Source organism: Shewanella sp. S1-58-MNA-CIBAN-0166 (assembly GCF_040310085.1).
In the GTDB taxonomy this organism is placed as follows: Bacteria; Pseudomonadota; Gammaproteobacteria; order Enterobacterales; family Shewanellaceae; genus Shewanella.
Map to the genome: position 1 here is coordinate 66,378 of NZ_JBEOPN010000006.1, position 17,302 is coordinate 83,679.

Sequence of the window (17,302 nt, forward strand, 5' to 3'; positions counted from 1 at the left end):
AGCCTTGCGACCATACAAGATATTTTAGGATACTTTGACTGCTATCATAGTCAGCTTATAGTCAGCTTATATTCAGCAAATATGATATAGACTGTATTGAAATCGAGTGAATGGTCAGTACCATAGAATGAGACTATGCAAGTAATAACCTTGCTTACTCATAACAATTTAAACCATAAATAAGATTAACCTAGGTCGTCATCTAACGCGAATAACAAGGACAGCCGTCACCTATGCAGCTAAAGCCACTACTCAGCATTGCTACCACAGGCGAACAGATACTGACTCAAATTGCTGAGCCAGTGACGGTGTTTGACGACGCATTACATACCTTAGCTGATAACATGCTCAGCACTATGCTAAATGCAAATGGCGTCGGTATTGCGGCAACGCAAGTGTTCAGCAACGTAGCAATGTTTATCATGGCGTCAAATCCTAACGAACGTTATCCCCATGCGCCATCAATGCCTCCAACGGTAGTCATAAACCCACAGATTCTATCGGCATCTGCCGTGACAGAAACAGATGTAGAAGGTTGCTTATCCATTCCAGGTCAGCGGCTATCTATTGCGCGACACAGCGAAATAGAAGTTCAGTATCAGTCGCTTGATGGCCAGTTACATCAACAAACATTAACGGGATTTGTTGCGCGTATTTTTCAACATGAATATGACCACCTGCAGGGTATTACTTTACTTGAACGGGTCAACCTCATGACACCTCAGATACTGGTGCCACAATGTTAAGAACATTCTGTATTGGGTTGAGTCTCATTATTGGCCTATCCGGTTGTGCCTTTAATAGTGTATTTGTTAACTATCCATCGCAAATAGCGCCATACAAGCAACAACTCAATAGCGATTCACCAACAGCAAAAATCACTGATTTGGCCGACAATATTAGCGGCAATGATGGCTTACTTTACGCCCAAGAGTCTGGGCGTATTATGCAAATTGCGGGTGACTTTAGCGGCAGTAAAACCTATTACCAACAAGCCATTGACGATTATCAAGTTTTTGATGATAAAGCCATCGTGAGTGCCAGTAAATTAGGTGCAGGGGCGAGCAGTCTTTTACTCAACGATAATGCCATTCCTTATCGAGGTCCGGGTTATGAGCGTATTATGTTGCATCAATATCAGGCACTTAATTATTTATTTAGTGGCGACGCTCAAGGGGCATTAGTAGAAGTTCGCCGCAGTAATGAATTGCAAAGTATGGAACAAGCACGCTATCAGAAATCACAAAAATCAGTGCAAGACATGGCCAATGGCACCATTGACGCGCAAGTAGCCCAATTAAGCAAAGAAGCCGGCAATGTCACCAGTTCATTTCTAAACGCTTACAGCTATTACACTACTGGCTTGTTGCACGAGCTCGCCAACGAGCCTAATGATGCGTTTATTGATTATCGCAAAGCAGCACAAATTACCCCAGACAATGTGTATTTACAGCAAGATTTAGTTCGTTTAGCTAAACAACTGGGGATGCCTCAATACGACGAATTTAAACGTCGCTGGGGAGAGGCGGTAATGCCTACACCCGACCAAGGCCAAGTTGTGTTTATTATTGAACGTGATTTTGTACCAGAAAAACAGAGTATTACGGTACCTTTTCCACTTAACGGTAATATCCAATCCGCGTCATTAGCGACCTATCAACCACAACGTCAGTTAGTCAATAACAGCCAAATCCAAGGGTTAGACGCGCCACTCACAGCACAAACTATTGCTAACATTGATGCGTTAGCCATTAATGCCTTAAAAGAAGATTTACCCGCTGCGTTGTTTCGACAAGCCGCAAGAGTTTATGCTAAATACCAAATGAATCGCAGTGTACAAAACAGTAGTCAACGAGCCAATAATCAAGTTGATGCTGCTGCGATGGTAATGCAAATATTTAATGTTATCACCGAGCAAGCCGACCGTAGAAGTTGGTTAACCCTGCCACGTCAGGCTCAAATTGCTCGACAATTTATCGATGCCGGCAGCTATAATGTTCGCTTAAATAGCAGCCAAAATGTAAATATTGACGTAAAACCAAACCGTACAACATTAATTTGGGCAATAGAGACTGGAAATCGTACCCGTTTTTATTCGATAATAATCTGATAGACGATAATTGCTTATCAACTGTCACTCATCACCAATGGAATTTACTATGAAAAATTTGAAACTGATATTTGTATTAGCTGCAGTAATGGGGCTGAGCGCCTGTCAATCTAAAGTAGAGTATGGTGACGCGACGGAAGTCGAAACCGTTAACGAAAACTTCGGTTCAACTGATCTGCAAGTCATCGCAGCAAAAATGGTCGACAGCATGATGGCATTCCCACCTGTTGTGGTAATGACACAGAGCAACCGCCCGATTGTATTTGTGGATAAAATTAAAAATAAAACTTCTGAACATATCGATACAGAATCAGTGACCGACACCATTAGCAATAAACTATTACGCTCTGGTAAGTTCCGTTTTATTGATATGACTAAGGTTGATACTGTACGCAAACAACTTGATTATCAAAACAATGCTGGCATGGTAGACCCATCTACGGCAATTAAATTTGGCCGTCAAATTGGCGCGCAATATATGCTTTATGGCAACTTATCAAGCATCGTTAAACAAGATGGCAGCACCAAAGATGTTTACTACAAAATGACCATGCGGTTAATGGATCTTGAAACTGGCTTAATTGAATGGTCAGATGAAAAAGAAATCCGTAAAATGAAATCAAAGTCTTTTTTAGGCTTATAAATCACTACTCATAGCACTAAAGCCGACATTGTTGTCGGCTTTTTCATACATCAAATAAAAAGTTAGGAACACTAACGTGAAATTGTTATCCACTGAATTGTTTAGTCCTCGGGTCATCAAAACCAGTCTCATCGCATTATGTTGTGCTAGCCTTGTCAGCTGCAGCAGCTCACTTTCAACATCATCCTTGCAACGGGATGGCTCTGCCTACATAAGCCAAGTACAAGCACAAGCAAGATCCAACGTGGTATCAAATGCACAATATGAGCTAACTTTCTTTTTAAGTGAGCACAGCCAATTCAGTGCAAAATCGATTGTTCACTTTGACTTAAGCAGCGTGCCAAAATCACTGACGCTTGATCTTAACAAAGCCAATATTAAGCAATTTATTGTTAACGGAACCAAGGTATATCCTAATTACAATGGCGCTTATATTGTGTTAAATCAAAGTCTATTAGTTGATGGTCACAACACTGTAGAGGTTGAATTTACTCGAGAACACAGTACCAATGGCGAAGGCTTACATCGTTTTGTCGACCCAGTAGACAGTAAAGTTTATTTGTATTCACATTTTGAACCTGCAGCCGCCCAGCAAATGTTTGCAGTATTTGATCAACCGGATCTTAAAGCCAGTTATCAGATTAACGTCCATGCACCCAAAGATTGGCAAGTGATCAGTGCCATGCGTGAAACCAATGTGGTTGACCAAGGCGATACTAACTTATGGACCTTCCCTGCTACCCCAAAATTAAGCCCATATAACTTTTCTATGCACGCAGGTCCGTACCATGTTTGGGAAGATAATTCAGGCCGTTATCCGATGCGTTTATTTTCGCGTCAGTCTGTGGCCAACCAAGTTACCCCTCAAGATTGGTTCACTTATACCAAGCAAGGTTTAGACTTTTTTGATAGCTACTTTGGTATTGCTTATCCGTTTAAAAAATACGACCAAGTATTAGTGCCTGACTTTCTTTATGGCGCAATGGAAAACGCAGGAGCGATTACTTTTTCTGAAGACCGTTTCTTATTTAATGCCAAGATGACTGCCGAACAAAAAGAACGTTTAGCAGGCGTTATCATGCACGAAATGGCGCACCAATGGTTTGGCGACTTAGTCACCATGAAGTGGTGGAATGGCTTATGGTTAAATGAAAGCTTTGCCTCATTTATGGGCACCCTTGCTACCAGTGAAGCCACTGAATTTAGTCATGCATGGCGCACTTTTTATGCCTCTGGTAAACAAGCTGCTTACCATCAAGATAGTTTAGTCACGACTCACCCAATTGAAGTGCCCGTGGCCACCAGCCAAAATGCCTTTGATAATATCGACGCCATTACTTATCAAAAAGGCGCATCGACCATCAAGCAATTACGTCATTTACTCGGCGAAGAAACCTTCCGCCGTGGAGTGAGCCAATATTTACAACAATACAGTTATCAAAATGCTGAGCTTAATGACTTTATCAACAGTCTAGCCAAGGCCAGTGGTCGTGATTTGTCTTTGTGGACCAAAGAATGGTTGTACGCGGCGGGTGTAAATACCATCAAAGCTCAGTACACTTGTCAGCGAGGTCAAATTGACTCGTTTGGGTTAGTGCAAACATCTGATGATGAACAACATCCAACGCTACGTGAACAACGAGTACAACTAGGGTTGTTCAACAAAACTCGATATGGCATAGAAAAACAACAAGTGGTTGCGGTGACATACAAAGGCGCTTATACCGAAGTTGATCAGTTAATTGGCGAGGTTTGTCCTGATTTAGTGTATCCAAACTACGATGACTGGGGATTTGTGAAAGTAACGCTAGACTCTAGCTCATTTAACACCGCCAAACAGTCTTTAGGTCAAGTAACCGATCCGCTATTACGCTCTATGTTGTGGCAAAGCATGTGGGACAGTGTGATTGATGGTAAGACATCATTGGATCAGTTTTTAAATATCGCGTTAATTAATGCGCCACTCGAAAAAGACTACACCATTCTAGGTCAAGTACTTGGTAATCTGCAGCGTGCTAAGAACTATCTTGATTTAATGGCGCCAGCTAATGCGGCTTACAACAGTAAAATATCTAAGGCACTTAGCCAAATGAGCCTGCGGATGAGTATGGAAAGCTACCGTAATAGTGATTTTCAACGCCGTTGGTTCGATGCTTATATTAGTTTATCTAGCCATGGCGATGCGTTAAAACATATCCAATCATTACTGCAAAGTAAGAGCCATATAAAAGGGTTAAGCATAGATCAAGATTTACGCTGGGCGATGATCCGCCAATTAAACCGTTATGATTACGGTGATGCTCAGGCGCTACTCGCCCAAGAAAAACACCTTGATCAATCTGACTCTGGTGAAAAAGCCGCGATTGCAGCCGAGGTTATCCGCCCACAGTCATCGCTTAAGCGTCAGTGGTTAAATACTATTGAAAACAATGACAGCATGGCGTTCTCAAAAATTCGCGTCGCAATGTACAATATCTATCCGGCTGAACAAAAACTGTTAAGTGCCGCAACGGCAGAACAACGCTTTGCCAACTTGCCGCTAATGGACGATAAAGGTCCGGTATTTATGCGCAGTTTTGCGGCGCAATTAATTCCGACCGATTGTAGTGCAACAAACATAGATGCTATTAGCCACGTTTTAGATACACAAACGGGTTTATCACAATTGGTGAGACGCGCGCTACTCGAAACCCGTCAACAAGAACAACGCTGCGTAAAAATCAAACAAACATTACAGTAAGCTTACCCATTACAACGGTAAATCAATTACGTTAAATCTAAAAAAGCGCTGATATTTATCAGCGCTTTTTATTATCTTGACCAAATGGAGCCGACACTTAGCAAGTTATGTGGCGATCACTTTCAATAATCCATCTATAAACATCATCATTGCCACTCACTAAGTGCGCACGCAAAAGCTCATCATCACTGGTGCATGATCGGTACTGTCGCTGTCGCGTTCATAGTCAGGCCGAACTAGATGACGATCAAACGTTTTATAATCAATTATATGAGCGAGGTTTTGCTGCTGAGTCGGATTAAACTCACTTGAGACTAATATGTAATCAAGTACTGAGCCACTGTTGCCATAGTAATGTGTCGGCTGCCTAGCAGGATGCGGTTGCTCATCCACTAGTGAGCTTGACTCAAATTCATCCAGGGCCAATGTCGCGTTACACTTAGTCGCGGCGATAAACAGCTCATAGCTGTCAAACAAACTGCTTTGTTGTAACTCTGCCATTAATGAGGTTTCACCTAGTTTAGCCAGCCCAGGGTCTTCAATATCACTGCGATACACGCGTAATTGATTATTAAATGCCGCTAAGAGTTCACTGCCCATGGTGTCATTAAAGTCACCCATCAACATAAAGGGCTGCTGAGTTTGCTGTCTTCTCATCAGCATTTGATGGCACAATAGAGCTGATTCACTGCCGCGCTGTAAACTGGATGCCCAACGCCCAAGCACTTGCCGTGCAACAAAATCAGCACCGCCATGTAAGCCACTTTCACTGATATCGTCACGACTCACGCCACTGCGTTTAGACTTAAGGTGAATGACATAACAATCACATGGACCAAATACTGGTAACTGTATCGTAGCCCGTAACGGTTTACGGCTAAAACTAAATGACTCCGCTAAACCTAACTGGCTGACCCATTGCGGATCTGGGGTGACATTAGCTGAATCAATAATAGGATACTTTGATGCTATCGCGACCACAGGGCTGCGGTACACATAATCACTTACTACCTCGGGTAAATCTAGCGCCACAAAATATTCATAACCCAACGACTCAGTCAGCTTAGCTAAGGCATCAGGACTAAACACTTCCTGAAAAGCAATAATGTCAGGTTGATTGTGGCTAATAAACTCACCTAACCATGCACATTTTTTTTGCCATTGCTTATCACTATAGATGTTTTCAAAGTCGTAGTAGGCGTGAGGCGGTTCAATAAAGTTAAATAAATTAATGCTTACGACACTAAATGTAAGCTCGGGTGATGGAGCGGTTGATACATCGTTTACGTCCAAAATATTTTGCTCTCTGTAAAACTTATATTAAGGGTACTGACAACATTGTTATTTGTCGAATTTAACTCCCCTCAACCAGGAATAATGCAACATAAACAAAATAACCTAAAAAAAACTGAACCTACATTCACAAATACGCGTAATGCATAATAGTTAGACGTTAAGTGATATCTGATTGACTATCCCCCGATACAGCTGATCCGATAAAGTAACACCCGATGTTCTAAGACAATCATCCTCCGTAAGACCCTTTATGGCTTATCCCTCACCCTGATAAGCCATTTTTTTACGGCATTGTTTCTATAGCACATGTGCTTATCGAACTAAAATGAATAGGAGTATATGATGGGATCACTCAATGCAAATAATCGGCATGTCTGCCAAACAATACAAATAGGCATTGCTACTGCCGTTGGGGTTTTATTATTAATTGGCCAACCCGTCTGGAGTGCCAGTGAGGACAACATGCTATTTCACTTTACTGACCCAAGCCACTTCACAGCGTGGAACATCAATAATGACACTGTGATGGGCGGTATTTCGCAAAGCCAAATTAAGCTTAATGAGCAACAAGCGTTATTATTCTCTGGACAGGTTTCCTTGGCAAATAATGGCGGATTTGCATCGACAGAATCCAGCTTTATCCATCAAATTGCCGATGCATCATTACTCACTATCACGGCCAAAGGTGACGGAAAAATATATCAAATCCGTCTAAAAACACCGAATTTATCTTATGGTGAAGCCTATGTGGCTAACGTTAATACTCAAGCTGATACACTCACTCAACATACTTTTACACCAGCAGATTTTACTGTCAGCTTTAGAGGGCGAGCGGTCACGAATGCCCCTACATTAAACTTTGAAGATATTGATCGTGTTGGTTTTCTCGTGGCACAAAAACAACAAGGTCCATTTATAATTGAGTTACACTCAATACAGTTTGACCGATAAATATGTTAATACATAAGGGTATTCATTGAATTTACCAATACACATAAAAGGCATTATTTTTGATTTAGACGGCACCTTAGTTGAGTCCAGTTTAGATTTTGACTTAATTCGCCAACAAATTGGTTGCCCTAATGGCGTAGACCTTCTTAAATACGTCGACGAGTTAAGTTGCAAAGCCACTCAAGCCAACGCAAACAAAATTATTCTTGAGCATGAATATCAAGATGCTATGAGTGCCAAACCAATCAAAGGCATGACCGAACTGATTAACGCTATTGAAGCGGCCAAATTACCCACAGCCATAGTGACTCGTAATAGCCTTGCAGCCAGTGCCATGAAGGTAACACAAAATAATATCGCCATAGACCATGTGTTAACCCGAGAGCACTTCCCTGCAAAGCCGGCACCCGATGCGTTACTGGCCATTGCAACACAATGGCAAATACATCCACAGCATATTATCTATGTTGGTGATTACTTATACGATATTCAAGCAGCTAATAATGCGGGAATGATAGCCTGTTTAATTAATCATGGCATCGAACGCGATTATCAACATTTAGCCGATATTGTTATCGAAGAGTTGAGTCAACTCCAGCAATTATTAATCAATAACTCACCGAGCGATTAACGCCAGTACTAACGTTAATAATAAATAAGAACTACCACATGAATATGAATCAAATTCACCCAAAAAAATTACTGAATAGTAAATGGACCAAAGTTAACGTGGTTCAAAAGTTGAAGCATTTTACAGTGACTAAAGTTGAGTATGACGAGCAACAAAACGTGGTTGAATGTCTTATCCGTGCAGAAATGAATGCAGAAGAATGCTCTATTAATTGGCGCGATCTTAAGGATCCGCAACAGTGGAAAATTGGTTGGCAATAATCTACTGCAAAACACATTTAATATGCCGTTTGATAATGAAAAAGTGACTCTTGTTTAAATACAATGAGTCACTTTTTTATACTAGCATTAGCATAACCTTAGCTAACGAGTTTCAAGATAATAAACGGTTATCAAACCGCTTATTATCTGTTTACTATTGCATTGACTACAACAACTGACTATAACTTCGTTATTAGCCTTGCAACAAAAATAACCAGTTTGTCATTGAAACCCATTATTCTATTTAACTCGGCTATTATTTTATGATAAATATTGAACCTTCGAGCCTAAATTGAAGGGTTTCTAAACCCCAATCAGATAACATGACGTCCTGGATTCGTTGGCCATCACCTTCACTACTACACCCCCACATTTTTGCACATGTTTGTCCCGCTATATTGGATCCAGTGCCTTTTGAAGTGTCAGGGATCATGTGGTTCAATTGGGTAATATGCGAGCCAAACATGTCTTCAAATGTATCCATTTGTACGTCAATGGTTTCCATTTCACCTTGAGGAAAATTGATCGCTGCAGTTTGCTGGTTTGAAACAGTTTTCTCAGGGATTAACGTGACAACATCTTTTGAAATTAAAGCGTAAAGTTTGCTCAGCGGTAAATCTTTAGTTGATTCATGTAAGTAAAGTATTTGCCCATAATTTCTGGCTGCAAAATTATTTTCTTCATAAGCTATAGCAAGGTATTGATCTGCAAGTGCCAAATCTTGTTCTACCATGCCACCACCTAAATACATTTTACCCAATAAATACGATGACTGAGAGTGGCCCATCTTTGATGCGAACTGTAAAAACTCAACACCTTCGTCGACATCTTTCAGAGGAGTATCTTGTAAATACAAGACACCCGCTTTATATTTTGCATCCAGTACACCATATTTACCTGCACGTCGGTACCATTTTAACGCCATGTCTAAATCTTTATTGGTGCCATAACCGGTGTAATAGAATTCAGCTAACATGGCCATTGCTGAGGAGTGGCCTCGTTTCGTTAAAATGCGATAGGCTTTAAAGTATTCAATACATTCAGACGTGTTGCACTCAGGCAATTGGTTTGCTTGGCTTTTAAATGGAGCGAAAGCGAGAAAGCTTAATATTAAGCTCAAAATAATAGTATTTTTTTTCATCATGTTAAGTCCTTTTATATACAATTCATTACTATTAGCATTTATATAACAAATGTATATAGTAACTATGTCTATAAAAATTAACCGTACGTTATATCTAATATTATCAATCGATTACCTAATTATTCTTCAAAAGTAATCTAATACTCTAACAATAGCCACTTCCCTATTGCGATTGAAATCAATCCACAACTGACGAATATTAGTAAACTCATATGCTCCAATGAGATTTATTTACCGCACACACCAATGTTCAACCAAATCGAGTAGCTTCAAATCGATTCAATACCCGATGCACCACATAACACAGTAATAATGTTGCCACGATAGCGACTAATATGCTGCTTATTCGGTACAAAGCACTAAAAACTAAGTCATTATCTGGGGTTAAGTATTGACCGAATAATATCCCTAAGGTGGTCATAGCACCGAATCCCACTCCAGAGCCACTCGCTTCTCTCACGTGTACTTGGCTAAACAACATTAAACCTATCCACAATAGTGGTATCACAAAAATCAATAATCCAGACCAATCATAGAGTAACCCTTGTCCCACCAAGCCGAAAGTCACGCCAAACAAGGTACCGATAGCTCGTTTGCGGGCATAACCGAGCGCACCATTCCAATGCATTGGGAATAACAATAACAAGGTGGTGGCTTGAGCAGACATAGAATCACGTAAGTTAAATACCTGAAAAACCACAAATGATGCAGTTGCAATAGATGCACCGAGTAACGCTTCGTGTCGCATGCGGTTAGGCACTTTAACCACGGCAGCAACTGGCGCTCTTGGTTCAACGTCGGGCCATAAAGCCGTCATAGCATAAGCGATTACAACAGAGGCCGCTGTCGCCCAAAAATTACTGAAAATGAGATTATTAATATCGACACTCGGATAACTGGCAAAGTGCAGCATAATGCTTAAGCTGATAACCCCGTTAGCGCCAAATAAAAACAAACTACCGCGTGACATTGCCGCAAAACGATACAAAAATAGCACAAACACGATGGGTAATATCACCCCAGCGTGAGAGCCAAATAAGCCACCTAAAATACCCACTTCAATCCCAGACATTACAGATGATGCCAATAATTGCCTCATCGCATGGGCATTCATCACAGGGACTAAACCCAGTAACAACATTGGAGTGACGGTAAAAAATACACCATAACTGAGGTCGAAAAACTTGCATATCGCAAATCCTAGCGTGGCGCCTGTTGCTATGCGTAAACATTGGCGTAAATCGTTTGTAGTCAAAGGACTATGGCGTAATAACATATGATCAACCTACGACATTGATACAAGATACTGCACGCAAATAAATTAACCTGCAGCATTGCCTTGAGTGTGAATGGGTGTAATGAGTATTAACAATCAATATTGGGCTTAACTGCGGCGTTAATAGATATAATGCAGCGTGCTGATAACCTTAATTTGAACCTTGGCTAGAAAGCCAAGTAAACCGCTATTAGGTACTAATTGCACCGTTGCACGTGCTCCAGCGGGTAATGCATTAACGCCTTGGTGGTCAAGTTCAAGGTGTAAACGTAAGCGTTGAGCATCACGTACCCAACGTACCGATTCTTGCGGATCAGCTAAACGGCCATTGGCATCAAATTGCCCGGCACTCACACCGGCATCTACGGTACTCACTTTGGCATGATATAAACGTCCAGGTTGACCATCAAATGCAACAAGCGCAGTTGATTGTGGCTCAATACCGCGTAAACTTTTTTCTCTAAAATCAGCAATAATATCGACGTTTTCTGACACTACAGCTAATAGCGGCTGTCCAACAGTGGCAAAGCTGCCGACTTCTAACTGTAAGTTAGTCACCACGCCATTTTGGTCTGCGCGAATTTGAGTGTATGACAGGTTTAATTCTGCTTGAGCTAAACGATTTTGAGCTTGACGGACTTTTAAATTATCTTCGCCATTGCGTCCACGACTTACCACTAGCTTAGTTAAGCGAGCTTTAGCGGCAAGTAAATTGGCCTGCGCCGTGACGGCCTCACTTTGAGCTTGATCAGTTAACTGCTGCGATACACCTCGGGAGGCATACAGAGCATCAAGGCGTTTTGCTTCACTATTTCTCTGCTGTGCACTACTTTGATTTGCCTGAACATCTGCTTTGGCTGCTAGTATCGATGCATCAAGTTCAGCGTTATCTTGTTTTGCTTGCTCTAACGCCAATGTAGCTTGCTCAGCCGCTAACTCGTAAGGGGCTGAGTCGATGCTAAATAACACATCACCTTTAGCCACAAGTTGGTTATTTTCGACGGCAATAGATGCAATTTTACCACTGACTTGTGGCGTCACTTTAGTGACCATTCGTGTGGCCATGGCTTGCGGCGTCATAGGCATTACTGCATCGGCAAACATAAAGTAACCAAACACCATTACAAACATAAAAATAGCGATTTTAACGAGTCGAGCAAATTGTTGATCTGGGGTCATGTTATTTCTCATTCAGGAATTTTGTTGTCTTGTTCAGTGTTCTTATGCAGCGCAGCAAGAGCATTATCACTAATAAGACTAATGACACGTTCAAATTCACTTAATTCTTGACTGCTAATACCTGCAAGTAAATCTCGACGAACCAACATAATGCGGCTTTCCATCTGCTTAAGCATGTCGATGCCTTCAGGAGTTAAGCTGACTATTCGTGCTCGCTTATCGTTCTCGCAGCAGCGGCGCTGTATATATCCTTGCTGTTCTAACTGGCTCAAAGTGCGCATTAAAGAGGGCAATTCTATCTCTAAAGCATCGGCAAGCACCTTTTGGCTCACGTTATCGCCCAAGCGCAGTAACTTCCACAGCGCAGTCCAGCGAGGGTGAGTTAACCCTAATGGTACGAGCTCCGCGTCTGCAGCGGTGCGCCATAAACGATGTAATCGCCCTAAGTGCTCAGCAAGTGAAAGTTCTTTTAATCGCTCTAATTCTTTATACATAATAAATTGCCATTTAGTTAGCGTGCTAAGCATTATAACAACTTAGCATGCTAAGTAAATGGCTGATATTAATTAATCCATAAAACTTCTATAGCGTTGAAACTAATTTATTGATAACTGTGACTAAAAATGACCGACGTTGATTACACGAACAATAAAGATTAGGCCTTTAGTCACATGACATTACGTGGAGAAGAGAACATGAGTGTTATTTAGACAAAGATGATCAGTATCACCAAAACAAAGTGTCACTTTGACATTAACAGTCTTTTTGACACCAATAAAAAGATGTCATTTTAACAGAAACCTAACGACAGGTAAAAATAAAAAACATTAATAACAGTAGCTTAATAACAATAAAAAGTTGGCACGACTTGTGTAATGCTCTGGTCATCTGTATCAAAATGACTTTGCGCTAAGAGGACTTATGAGCAAAAATAAACTCACCGGCATTGCACTGCTAATCGTGCTAGTGGCTTCCTTCACGGTATTACTCAGTTTAGGCAGCGGCATATATCGAGAAAAACCGCCGATTCCAACGGCTTTCACTGACACCAGTGGCCAACCCATATTTACCAAAAATGATATTGAGCAAGGTCAACTTGTATGGCGTTCAATGGGCGGGCATCAGTTAGGATCAATTTGGGGCCATGGTTCTTATGTGGCACCAGATTGGACTGCAGATTGGTTACATCGTGAAGCCCAAGCTTGGTTGTCTATCACCGCAAACGAGCGCTATAACCGCGATTTCACTGAACTCGATTCAGAACAGCAAGCCGGTTTAGAAAAAGGCTTAAGAGATGATATTCGCCATAACACAGTGATCAAAGGTACTGGGGATGAAACTCACGTCGCGCTGTCAAATACGCGAATTGCGGCAATTAATGAAGTGACTAAGCACTATTTATCGTTATTTGGTGATGATCCTGCATTAAGTTCATTACGTGAACAATATGCCATGAAAGAAGGCACTATCACTGATGCTGAACATCGTGAATTGTTAAATGCCTTCCTCTTTTGGGGAGCGTGGGCTGCGGTAACTGAGCGCCCTGGTTATGATTATACTTACACCAATAACTGGCCATACGATCCACAAATTGGCAACGTCCCCACTTCAGACAACATTGTTTGGTCAGTACTAAGCTTAGTGACATTGCTTCTTGGTATTGGCATGCTGGCTTGGCATCACGCCACCTGCAAAGAGGAACCATTGCCAGAACCAGCCAAAGGTGATCCATTATTTTTTACTAAACCTACGCCATCTCAAAAAGCTGTCGGAAAGTATTTTGTTACTGCAATTGGACTGTTTTTACTGCAAATATTAGTTGGCGGAATTACTGCGCATTACGCAGTTGAAGGCCAAGAGTTTTATGGTTTCCCAATATCTGAAATTCTGCCTTATTCTGTTACCCGTACTTGGCATACTCAACTCGCAGTATTTTGGATTGCCACAGCATGGTTAGGCACAGGGCTATATATTGCCCCTGCACTATCAGGATACGAGCCGAAGTATCAACGCTTAGGGGTAAACGTTCTTTGGGTCGCGTTGGTCGTTATCGTATTGGGCTCTATGGCTGGTGAATGGATTGGCGTACAACAATACTTTGACCTAGACATGAACTATTTATTCGGACATCAAGGATATGAGTACATTGATTTAGGACGCGTATGGCAAATATTATTGTTTGTGGGCTTATTAATTTGGACCGTGTTAATCACTGCAGCTATGCGCCCTGCATTAAAAGTTGACAGCGACATACTGCCGGCAATTTGGATTCTATACGCCTCTTGTGTCGCCATCGGTTTGTTTTATGGTGCCGGCCTGTTTATGGGCAAACACTCAAACCTTGCCATCGCTGAATACTGGCGTTGGTGGGTGGTCCACTTATGGGTAGAAGGCTTCTTTGAAACATTTGCAACAGCCGTTATCGCATTAATGTTAGTTCGCTTAGGCCTTATCCGTGCACGCAGTGCCAACGGTGCGGTATTATTCACAACAGTGGTGTTTTTAACTGGCGGCTTAATCGGCACCTTACATCATTTATACTTTACCGGTACCCAAACCTCAGTCATTGCTTGGGGAGCCATATTCTCGGCACTTGAAGTGGTGCCGTTAGCATTAATTGGTTTTGAAGCTGTGGGAACCTATCGTTTACGTAAAGCGAGCCCTTGGATGGAACGTTATCACTGGGTCATTATGTTCTTTGTCGCCACCTCATTTTGGAACTTAATTGGTGCCGGTGTATTAGGTTTCTTAATTAATCCACCAATATCGCTTTATTTTATCCAAGGTTTAAATACTACTGCGACACATTCTCATGGTGCATTTATGGGCGTGTACGGTATGTTAGGTATAGGGCTAATGCTATTCTGTTTACGCGGATTAACAGGCGATATGCAATGGAACCAAAAATACCTTAAAGGGGCATTCTGGACATTAAATATCGGCTTAGCAGCAATGCTGTTTATGTCATTATTGCCTGTCGGAATTGTGCAGTTCTTTGCGGTCATTGACCACGGCTATTGGTATGCTCGTTCACCCGCTGTGATCCACAGCGATTTAGTGGAAAGCCTTGTATGGACACGAATGTTTGGTGACATTATCTTCAGTATTGGTGGATTATTGATGGCGGCGTTCTTATTTGACATCATCAAGAAAGCCATTGCTAGCAAAGGCGTTAAAGCGAAACAAGCTAGTCCATTAACGATTAACTAAGTATGCATTAATAAACACGCTTTGATAACCATCATCAGGGGCCTTTGTGGCCCCTTTAGTTTCAACAATTTGGGCTTTACCCTTGTTGTTATATTCACACTTGTCATAATGACACTTATTATGTTCCTTTCTGGAGTTTAGCATGGCATTGAGACAAGCTGACTTAACCCGTATCGCACTTGATATCACGTCCAATTTATCTAAACGTGATCGATTCTCTCGTTTATTAACCACAGTAAGAGAAACCCTCGATTGTGATGCTGCTGCACTGTTATCGTTCCACGGGCATCAATTCAAGCCATTAGCGATTGATGGACTGAGTGCGGATGTATTAGGACGGCGCTTTATTTTAAGTGAGCATCCGCGACTTGAAACCATTGCCCGAGCGGGTGATATTGTCCGTTTCCCTTCCAATAGCGAATTACCCGACCCTTACGATGGCTTAATCCCCAATGTAGATGGTGACTTAAAAGTGCATGCCTGCATCGGTTTACCATTATTCGCTAACGAGCAACTCATTGGCGCATTAACTATTGATGCATTAGATCCCAATAAGTTTGATCAATTCAGTAATAATGAACTGCGCAGCTTTAGCGCAATTGCAGCGGCTTCATTAAACAACGCATTGCTGATTGATAAACTTGAAAAACAAGCGTCAACGTTTACCATCCCCCATACCCAACCCTCTAGGCTATTAGACACAGAAACAGAAACCGAAATAATTGGTCAGGCCGATAATCTATTATCGCTGCTTAATGAAGTGAATGTGGTGGCAGAAACTGAACTCAACGTGTTGATTTTAGGAGAAACGGGTACCGGTAAAGAATTGATAGCCAAGCAGATCCATCAACAATCTGCACGAGCCAATAAACCACTGGAGTATTTAAACTGTGCTGCACTTGCTGAATCCGTTGCCGAAAGCGAACTCTTTGGTCATGTAAAAGGCGCGTTTACTGGCGCTATTAGCCATCGTAGCGGCAAATTTCAAGTAGCCGATAAAGGCACATTATTTTTAGATGAAATTGGTGAACTACCTCTTAACTTACAAGCAAAACTACTGCGAGTACTGCAATTTGGCGACGTGCAAAAGGTCGGTGATGATCGTAGCTTAAAAGTCGATGTTCGTATTATTGCCGCAACCAATAAAGACCTAAAAAGCGAAGTATTGGCCGGACGATTTAGAGCAGATTTATACCATCGTTTAAGCGTGTTCCCGGTTATGGTTCCACCACTAAGAGAACGTCAACAAGATATCCATTTATTAGCGGGCTACTTTATCGAGCGCTATAGACAGCAATTACACTTGGCCCATTTAAGATTAGAGCCTTCATCATTGCAATTACTGGAGCAATATGACTGGCCTGGCAACATACGTGAACTTGAGCATTCCATTCATCGAGCCGCTGTTTTAGCTAAATCACAAAGCCAAAAAGATGGTTTATGCATCATTAACAACAGCCATTTTGAATTTACACAGTCATCGCCTGATGCTATCCATTCAAACAAAAACCTGACGCTTAAACAGTCGGCAACATCTTTACCACAAACAAGCTTACGAGATGCAACAGATCAGTTTCAAAATCAATTTATCCAGCAAATATATACTCAGCAAGGGAGTAATTGGGCTGCAACCGCACGCCAATTGCAGATAGATTCAGGTAACTTACACAGGCTGGCTAAACGCTTAGGATTAAAATAAAAAAAGTAAAAAATTTCAGTTGAAATATTAGCCGTAATAAGTAACGATGCGCCCTAACCATCTGTACAAATGACCTGTACTAATTATTTGTACTAAATAGTCAAACTTGGCAAAATATTGTAGTCTGACTAATATAACGTCTGTTTTGGAATGATATAACCCT

At 41.5% G+C, this 17,302-nt stretch carries 14 protein-coding genes; 9 read left to right on the forward strand and 5 right to left on the reverse strand.

Features of this window, described 5'->3' with window-relative positions:
- The first annotated feature begins 233 nt into the window (after positions 1 to 233).
- The 4 genes from def (at position 234) to pepN (ending at position 5,493) form a co-directional block, all read left to right on the forward strand.
- On the forward strand, positions 234 to 746 hold the full coding sequence (def, locus tag AAEY99_RS05695) for a peptide deformylase (protein ID WP_351009595.1): 513 nt from the start codon (positions 234 to 236) through the stop codon (positions 744 to 746).
- Positions 740 to 2,110 carry a COG3014 family protein gene (locus AAEY99_RS05700; RefSeq protein WP_101085297.1) on the forward strand — a complete coding sequence of 457 codons (1,371 nt, stop codon included), beginning with the start codon at positions 740 to 742 and terminating at the stop codon, positions 2,108 to 2,110. The genes def and AAEY99_RS05700 overlap by 7 nt, the downstream gene beginning before the upstream one ends.
- Positions 2,111 to 2,159: 49 nt before the next feature.
- On the forward strand, positions 2,160 to 2,753 hold the full coding sequence (lpoB, locus tag AAEY99_RS05705) for a penicillin-binding protein activator LpoB (protein ID WP_174839654.1): 594 nt from the start codon (positions 2,160 to 2,162) through the stop codon (positions 2,751 to 2,753).
- A gap of 76 nt (positions 2,754 to 2,829) precedes the next feature.
- On the forward strand, positions 2,830 to 5,493 hold the full coding sequence (pepN, locus tag AAEY99_RS05710) for an aminopeptidase N (protein WP_350999034.1): 2,664 nt from the start codon (positions 2,830 to 2,832) through the stop codon (positions 5,491 to 5,493).
- Between the two features lie 159 nt (positions 5,494 to 5,652).
- Here pepN and AAEY99_RS05715 read toward each other — a convergent pair whose 3' ends face one another.
- Positions 5,653 to 6,786, reverse strand: a complete 1,134-nt coding sequence (locus tag AAEY99_RS05715; RefSeq protein WP_351009597.1) for an endonuclease/exonuclease/phosphatase family protein — start codon at positions 6,784 to 6,786, stop codon at positions 5,653 to 5,655.
- Positions 6,787 to 7,128: 342 nt separating this feature from the next.
- On the opposite strand from AAEY99_RS05715, the gene AAEY99_RS05720 reads away from it, so the two are divergent.
- Genes AAEY99_RS05720 through AAEY99_RS05730 form a run of 3 tightly spaced genes read left to right on the forward strand, consistent with a single transcriptional unit; the run spans position 7,129 to position 8,631 of the window.
- The gene (locus tag AAEY99_RS05720; protein WP_162023843.1) at positions 7,129 to 7,740 is read left to right on the forward strand and encodes a CIA30 family protein; all 612 of its coding nucleotides are present in this window, start codon (positions 7,129 to 7,131) and stop codon (positions 7,738 to 7,740) included.
- Positions 7,741 to 7,765: 25 nt separating this feature from the next.
- A complete protein-coding gene (locus tag AAEY99_RS05725) occupies positions 7,766 to 8,371 on the forward strand; it encodes an HAD family hydrolase (RefSeq protein ID WP_059746633.1) in 606 nt (201 codons plus the stop codon).
- Positions 8,372 to 8,415: 44 nt separating this feature from the next.
- The gene (locus AAEY99_RS05730) at positions 8,416 to 8,631 is read left to right on the forward strand and encodes a TIGR02450 family Trp-rich protein (protein ID WP_351009649.1); all 216 of its coding nucleotides are present in this window, start codon (positions 8,416 to 8,418) and stop codon (positions 8,629 to 8,631) included.
- 256 nt (positions 8,632 to 8,887) lie between these two features.
- On the opposite strand, the gene AAEY99_RS05735 is transcribed toward AAEY99_RS05730, so the two are convergent.
- The 4 genes from AAEY99_RS05735 to slyA form a co-directional block, all read right to left on the reverse strand.
- Positions 8,888 to 9,775, reverse strand: a complete 888-nt coding sequence (locus AAEY99_RS05735) for a tetratricopeptide repeat protein (protein WP_335690966.1) — start codon at positions 9,773 to 9,775, stop codon at positions 8,888 to 8,890.
- 250 nt (positions 9,776 to 10,025) lie between these two features.
- Entirely contained in the window at positions 10,026 to 11,051 is a 1,026-nt protein-coding gene (locus AAEY99_RS05740) for a DUF2955 domain-containing protein (RefSeq protein WP_182743197.1), read from the reverse strand.
- A gap of 120 nt (positions 11,052 to 11,171) precedes the next feature.
- The gene (locus AAEY99_RS05745; RefSeq protein ID WP_162023847.1) at positions 11,172 to 12,230 is read right to left on the reverse strand and encodes an HlyD family secretion protein; all 1,059 of its coding nucleotides are present in this window, start codon (positions 12,228 to 12,230) and stop codon (positions 11,172 to 11,174) included.
- 8 nt (positions 12,231 to 12,238) lie between these two features.
- On the reverse strand, positions 12,239 to 12,724 hold the full coding sequence (gene slyA / locus AAEY99_RS05750) for a transcriptional regulator SlyA (RefSeq protein WP_101085289.1): 486 nt from the start codon (positions 12,722 to 12,724) through the stop codon (positions 12,239 to 12,241).
- 427 nt (positions 12,725 to 13,151) lie between these two features.
- Between slyA and AAEY99_RS05755 the strand changes: the two genes are divergently transcribed.
- A complete protein-coding gene (locus AAEY99_RS05755; RefSeq protein ID WP_351009602.1) occupies positions 13,152 to 15,440 on the forward strand; it encodes a nitric-oxide reductase large subunit in 2,289 nt (762 codons plus the stop codon).
- A gap of 142 nt (positions 15,441 to 15,582) precedes the next feature.
- Positions 15,583 to 17,139 carry a nitric oxide reductase transcriptional regulator NorR gene (norR, locus tag AAEY99_RS05760; RefSeq protein WP_351009604.1) on the forward strand — a complete coding sequence of 519 codons (1,557 nt, stop codon included), beginning with the start codon at positions 15,583 to 15,585 and terminating at the stop codon, positions 17,137 to 17,139.
- Positions 17,140 to 17,302: the final 163 nt, after the last annotated feature.

Bases quoted from the DNA above. Each gene is read 5' to 3' on its own strand.
- def (WP_351009595.1), top strand. From the start codon at position 234: ATGCAGCTAAAGCCACTACTCAGCATTGCTACCACAGGCGAACAGATA.
- AAEY99_RS05700 (WP_101085297.1), top strand. From the start codon at position 740: ATGTTAAGAACATTCTGTATTGGGTTGAGTCTCATTATTGGCCTATCC.
- lpoB (WP_174839654.1), top strand. From the start codon at position 2,160: ATGAAAAATTTGAAACTGATATTTGTATTAGCTGCAGTAATGGGGCTG.
- AAEY99_RS05720 (WP_162023843.1), top strand. From the start codon at position 7,129: ATGATGGGATCACTCAATGCAAATAATCGGCATGTCTGCCAAACAATA.
- AAEY99_RS05730 (WP_351009649.1), top strand. From the start codon at position 8,416: ATGAATCAAATTCACCCAAAAAAATTACTGAATAGTAAATGGACCAAA.
- AAEY99_RS05735 (WP_335690966.1), bottom strand. From the start codon at position 9,775: ATGATGAAAAAAAATACTATTATTTTGAGCTTAATATTAAGCTTTCTC.
- AAEY99_RS05740 (WP_182743197.1), bottom strand. From the start codon at position 11,051: ATGTTATTACGCCATAGTCCTTTGACTACAAACGATTTACGCCAATGT.
- AAEY99_RS05745 (WP_162023847.1), bottom strand. From the start codon at position 12,230: ATGACCCCAGATCAACAATTTGCTCGACTCGTTAAAATCGCTATTTTT.
- slyA (WP_101085289.1), bottom strand. From the start codon at position 12,724: ATGTATAAAGAATTAGAGCGATTAAAAGAACTTTCACTTGCTGAGCAC.
- AAEY99_RS05755 (WP_351009602.1), top strand. From the start codon at position 13,152: ATGAGCAAAAATAAACTCACCGGCATTGCACTGCTAATCGTGCTAGTG.
- norR (WP_351009604.1), top strand. From the start codon at position 15,583: ATGGCATTGAGACAAGCTGACTTAACCCGTATCGCACTTGATATCACG.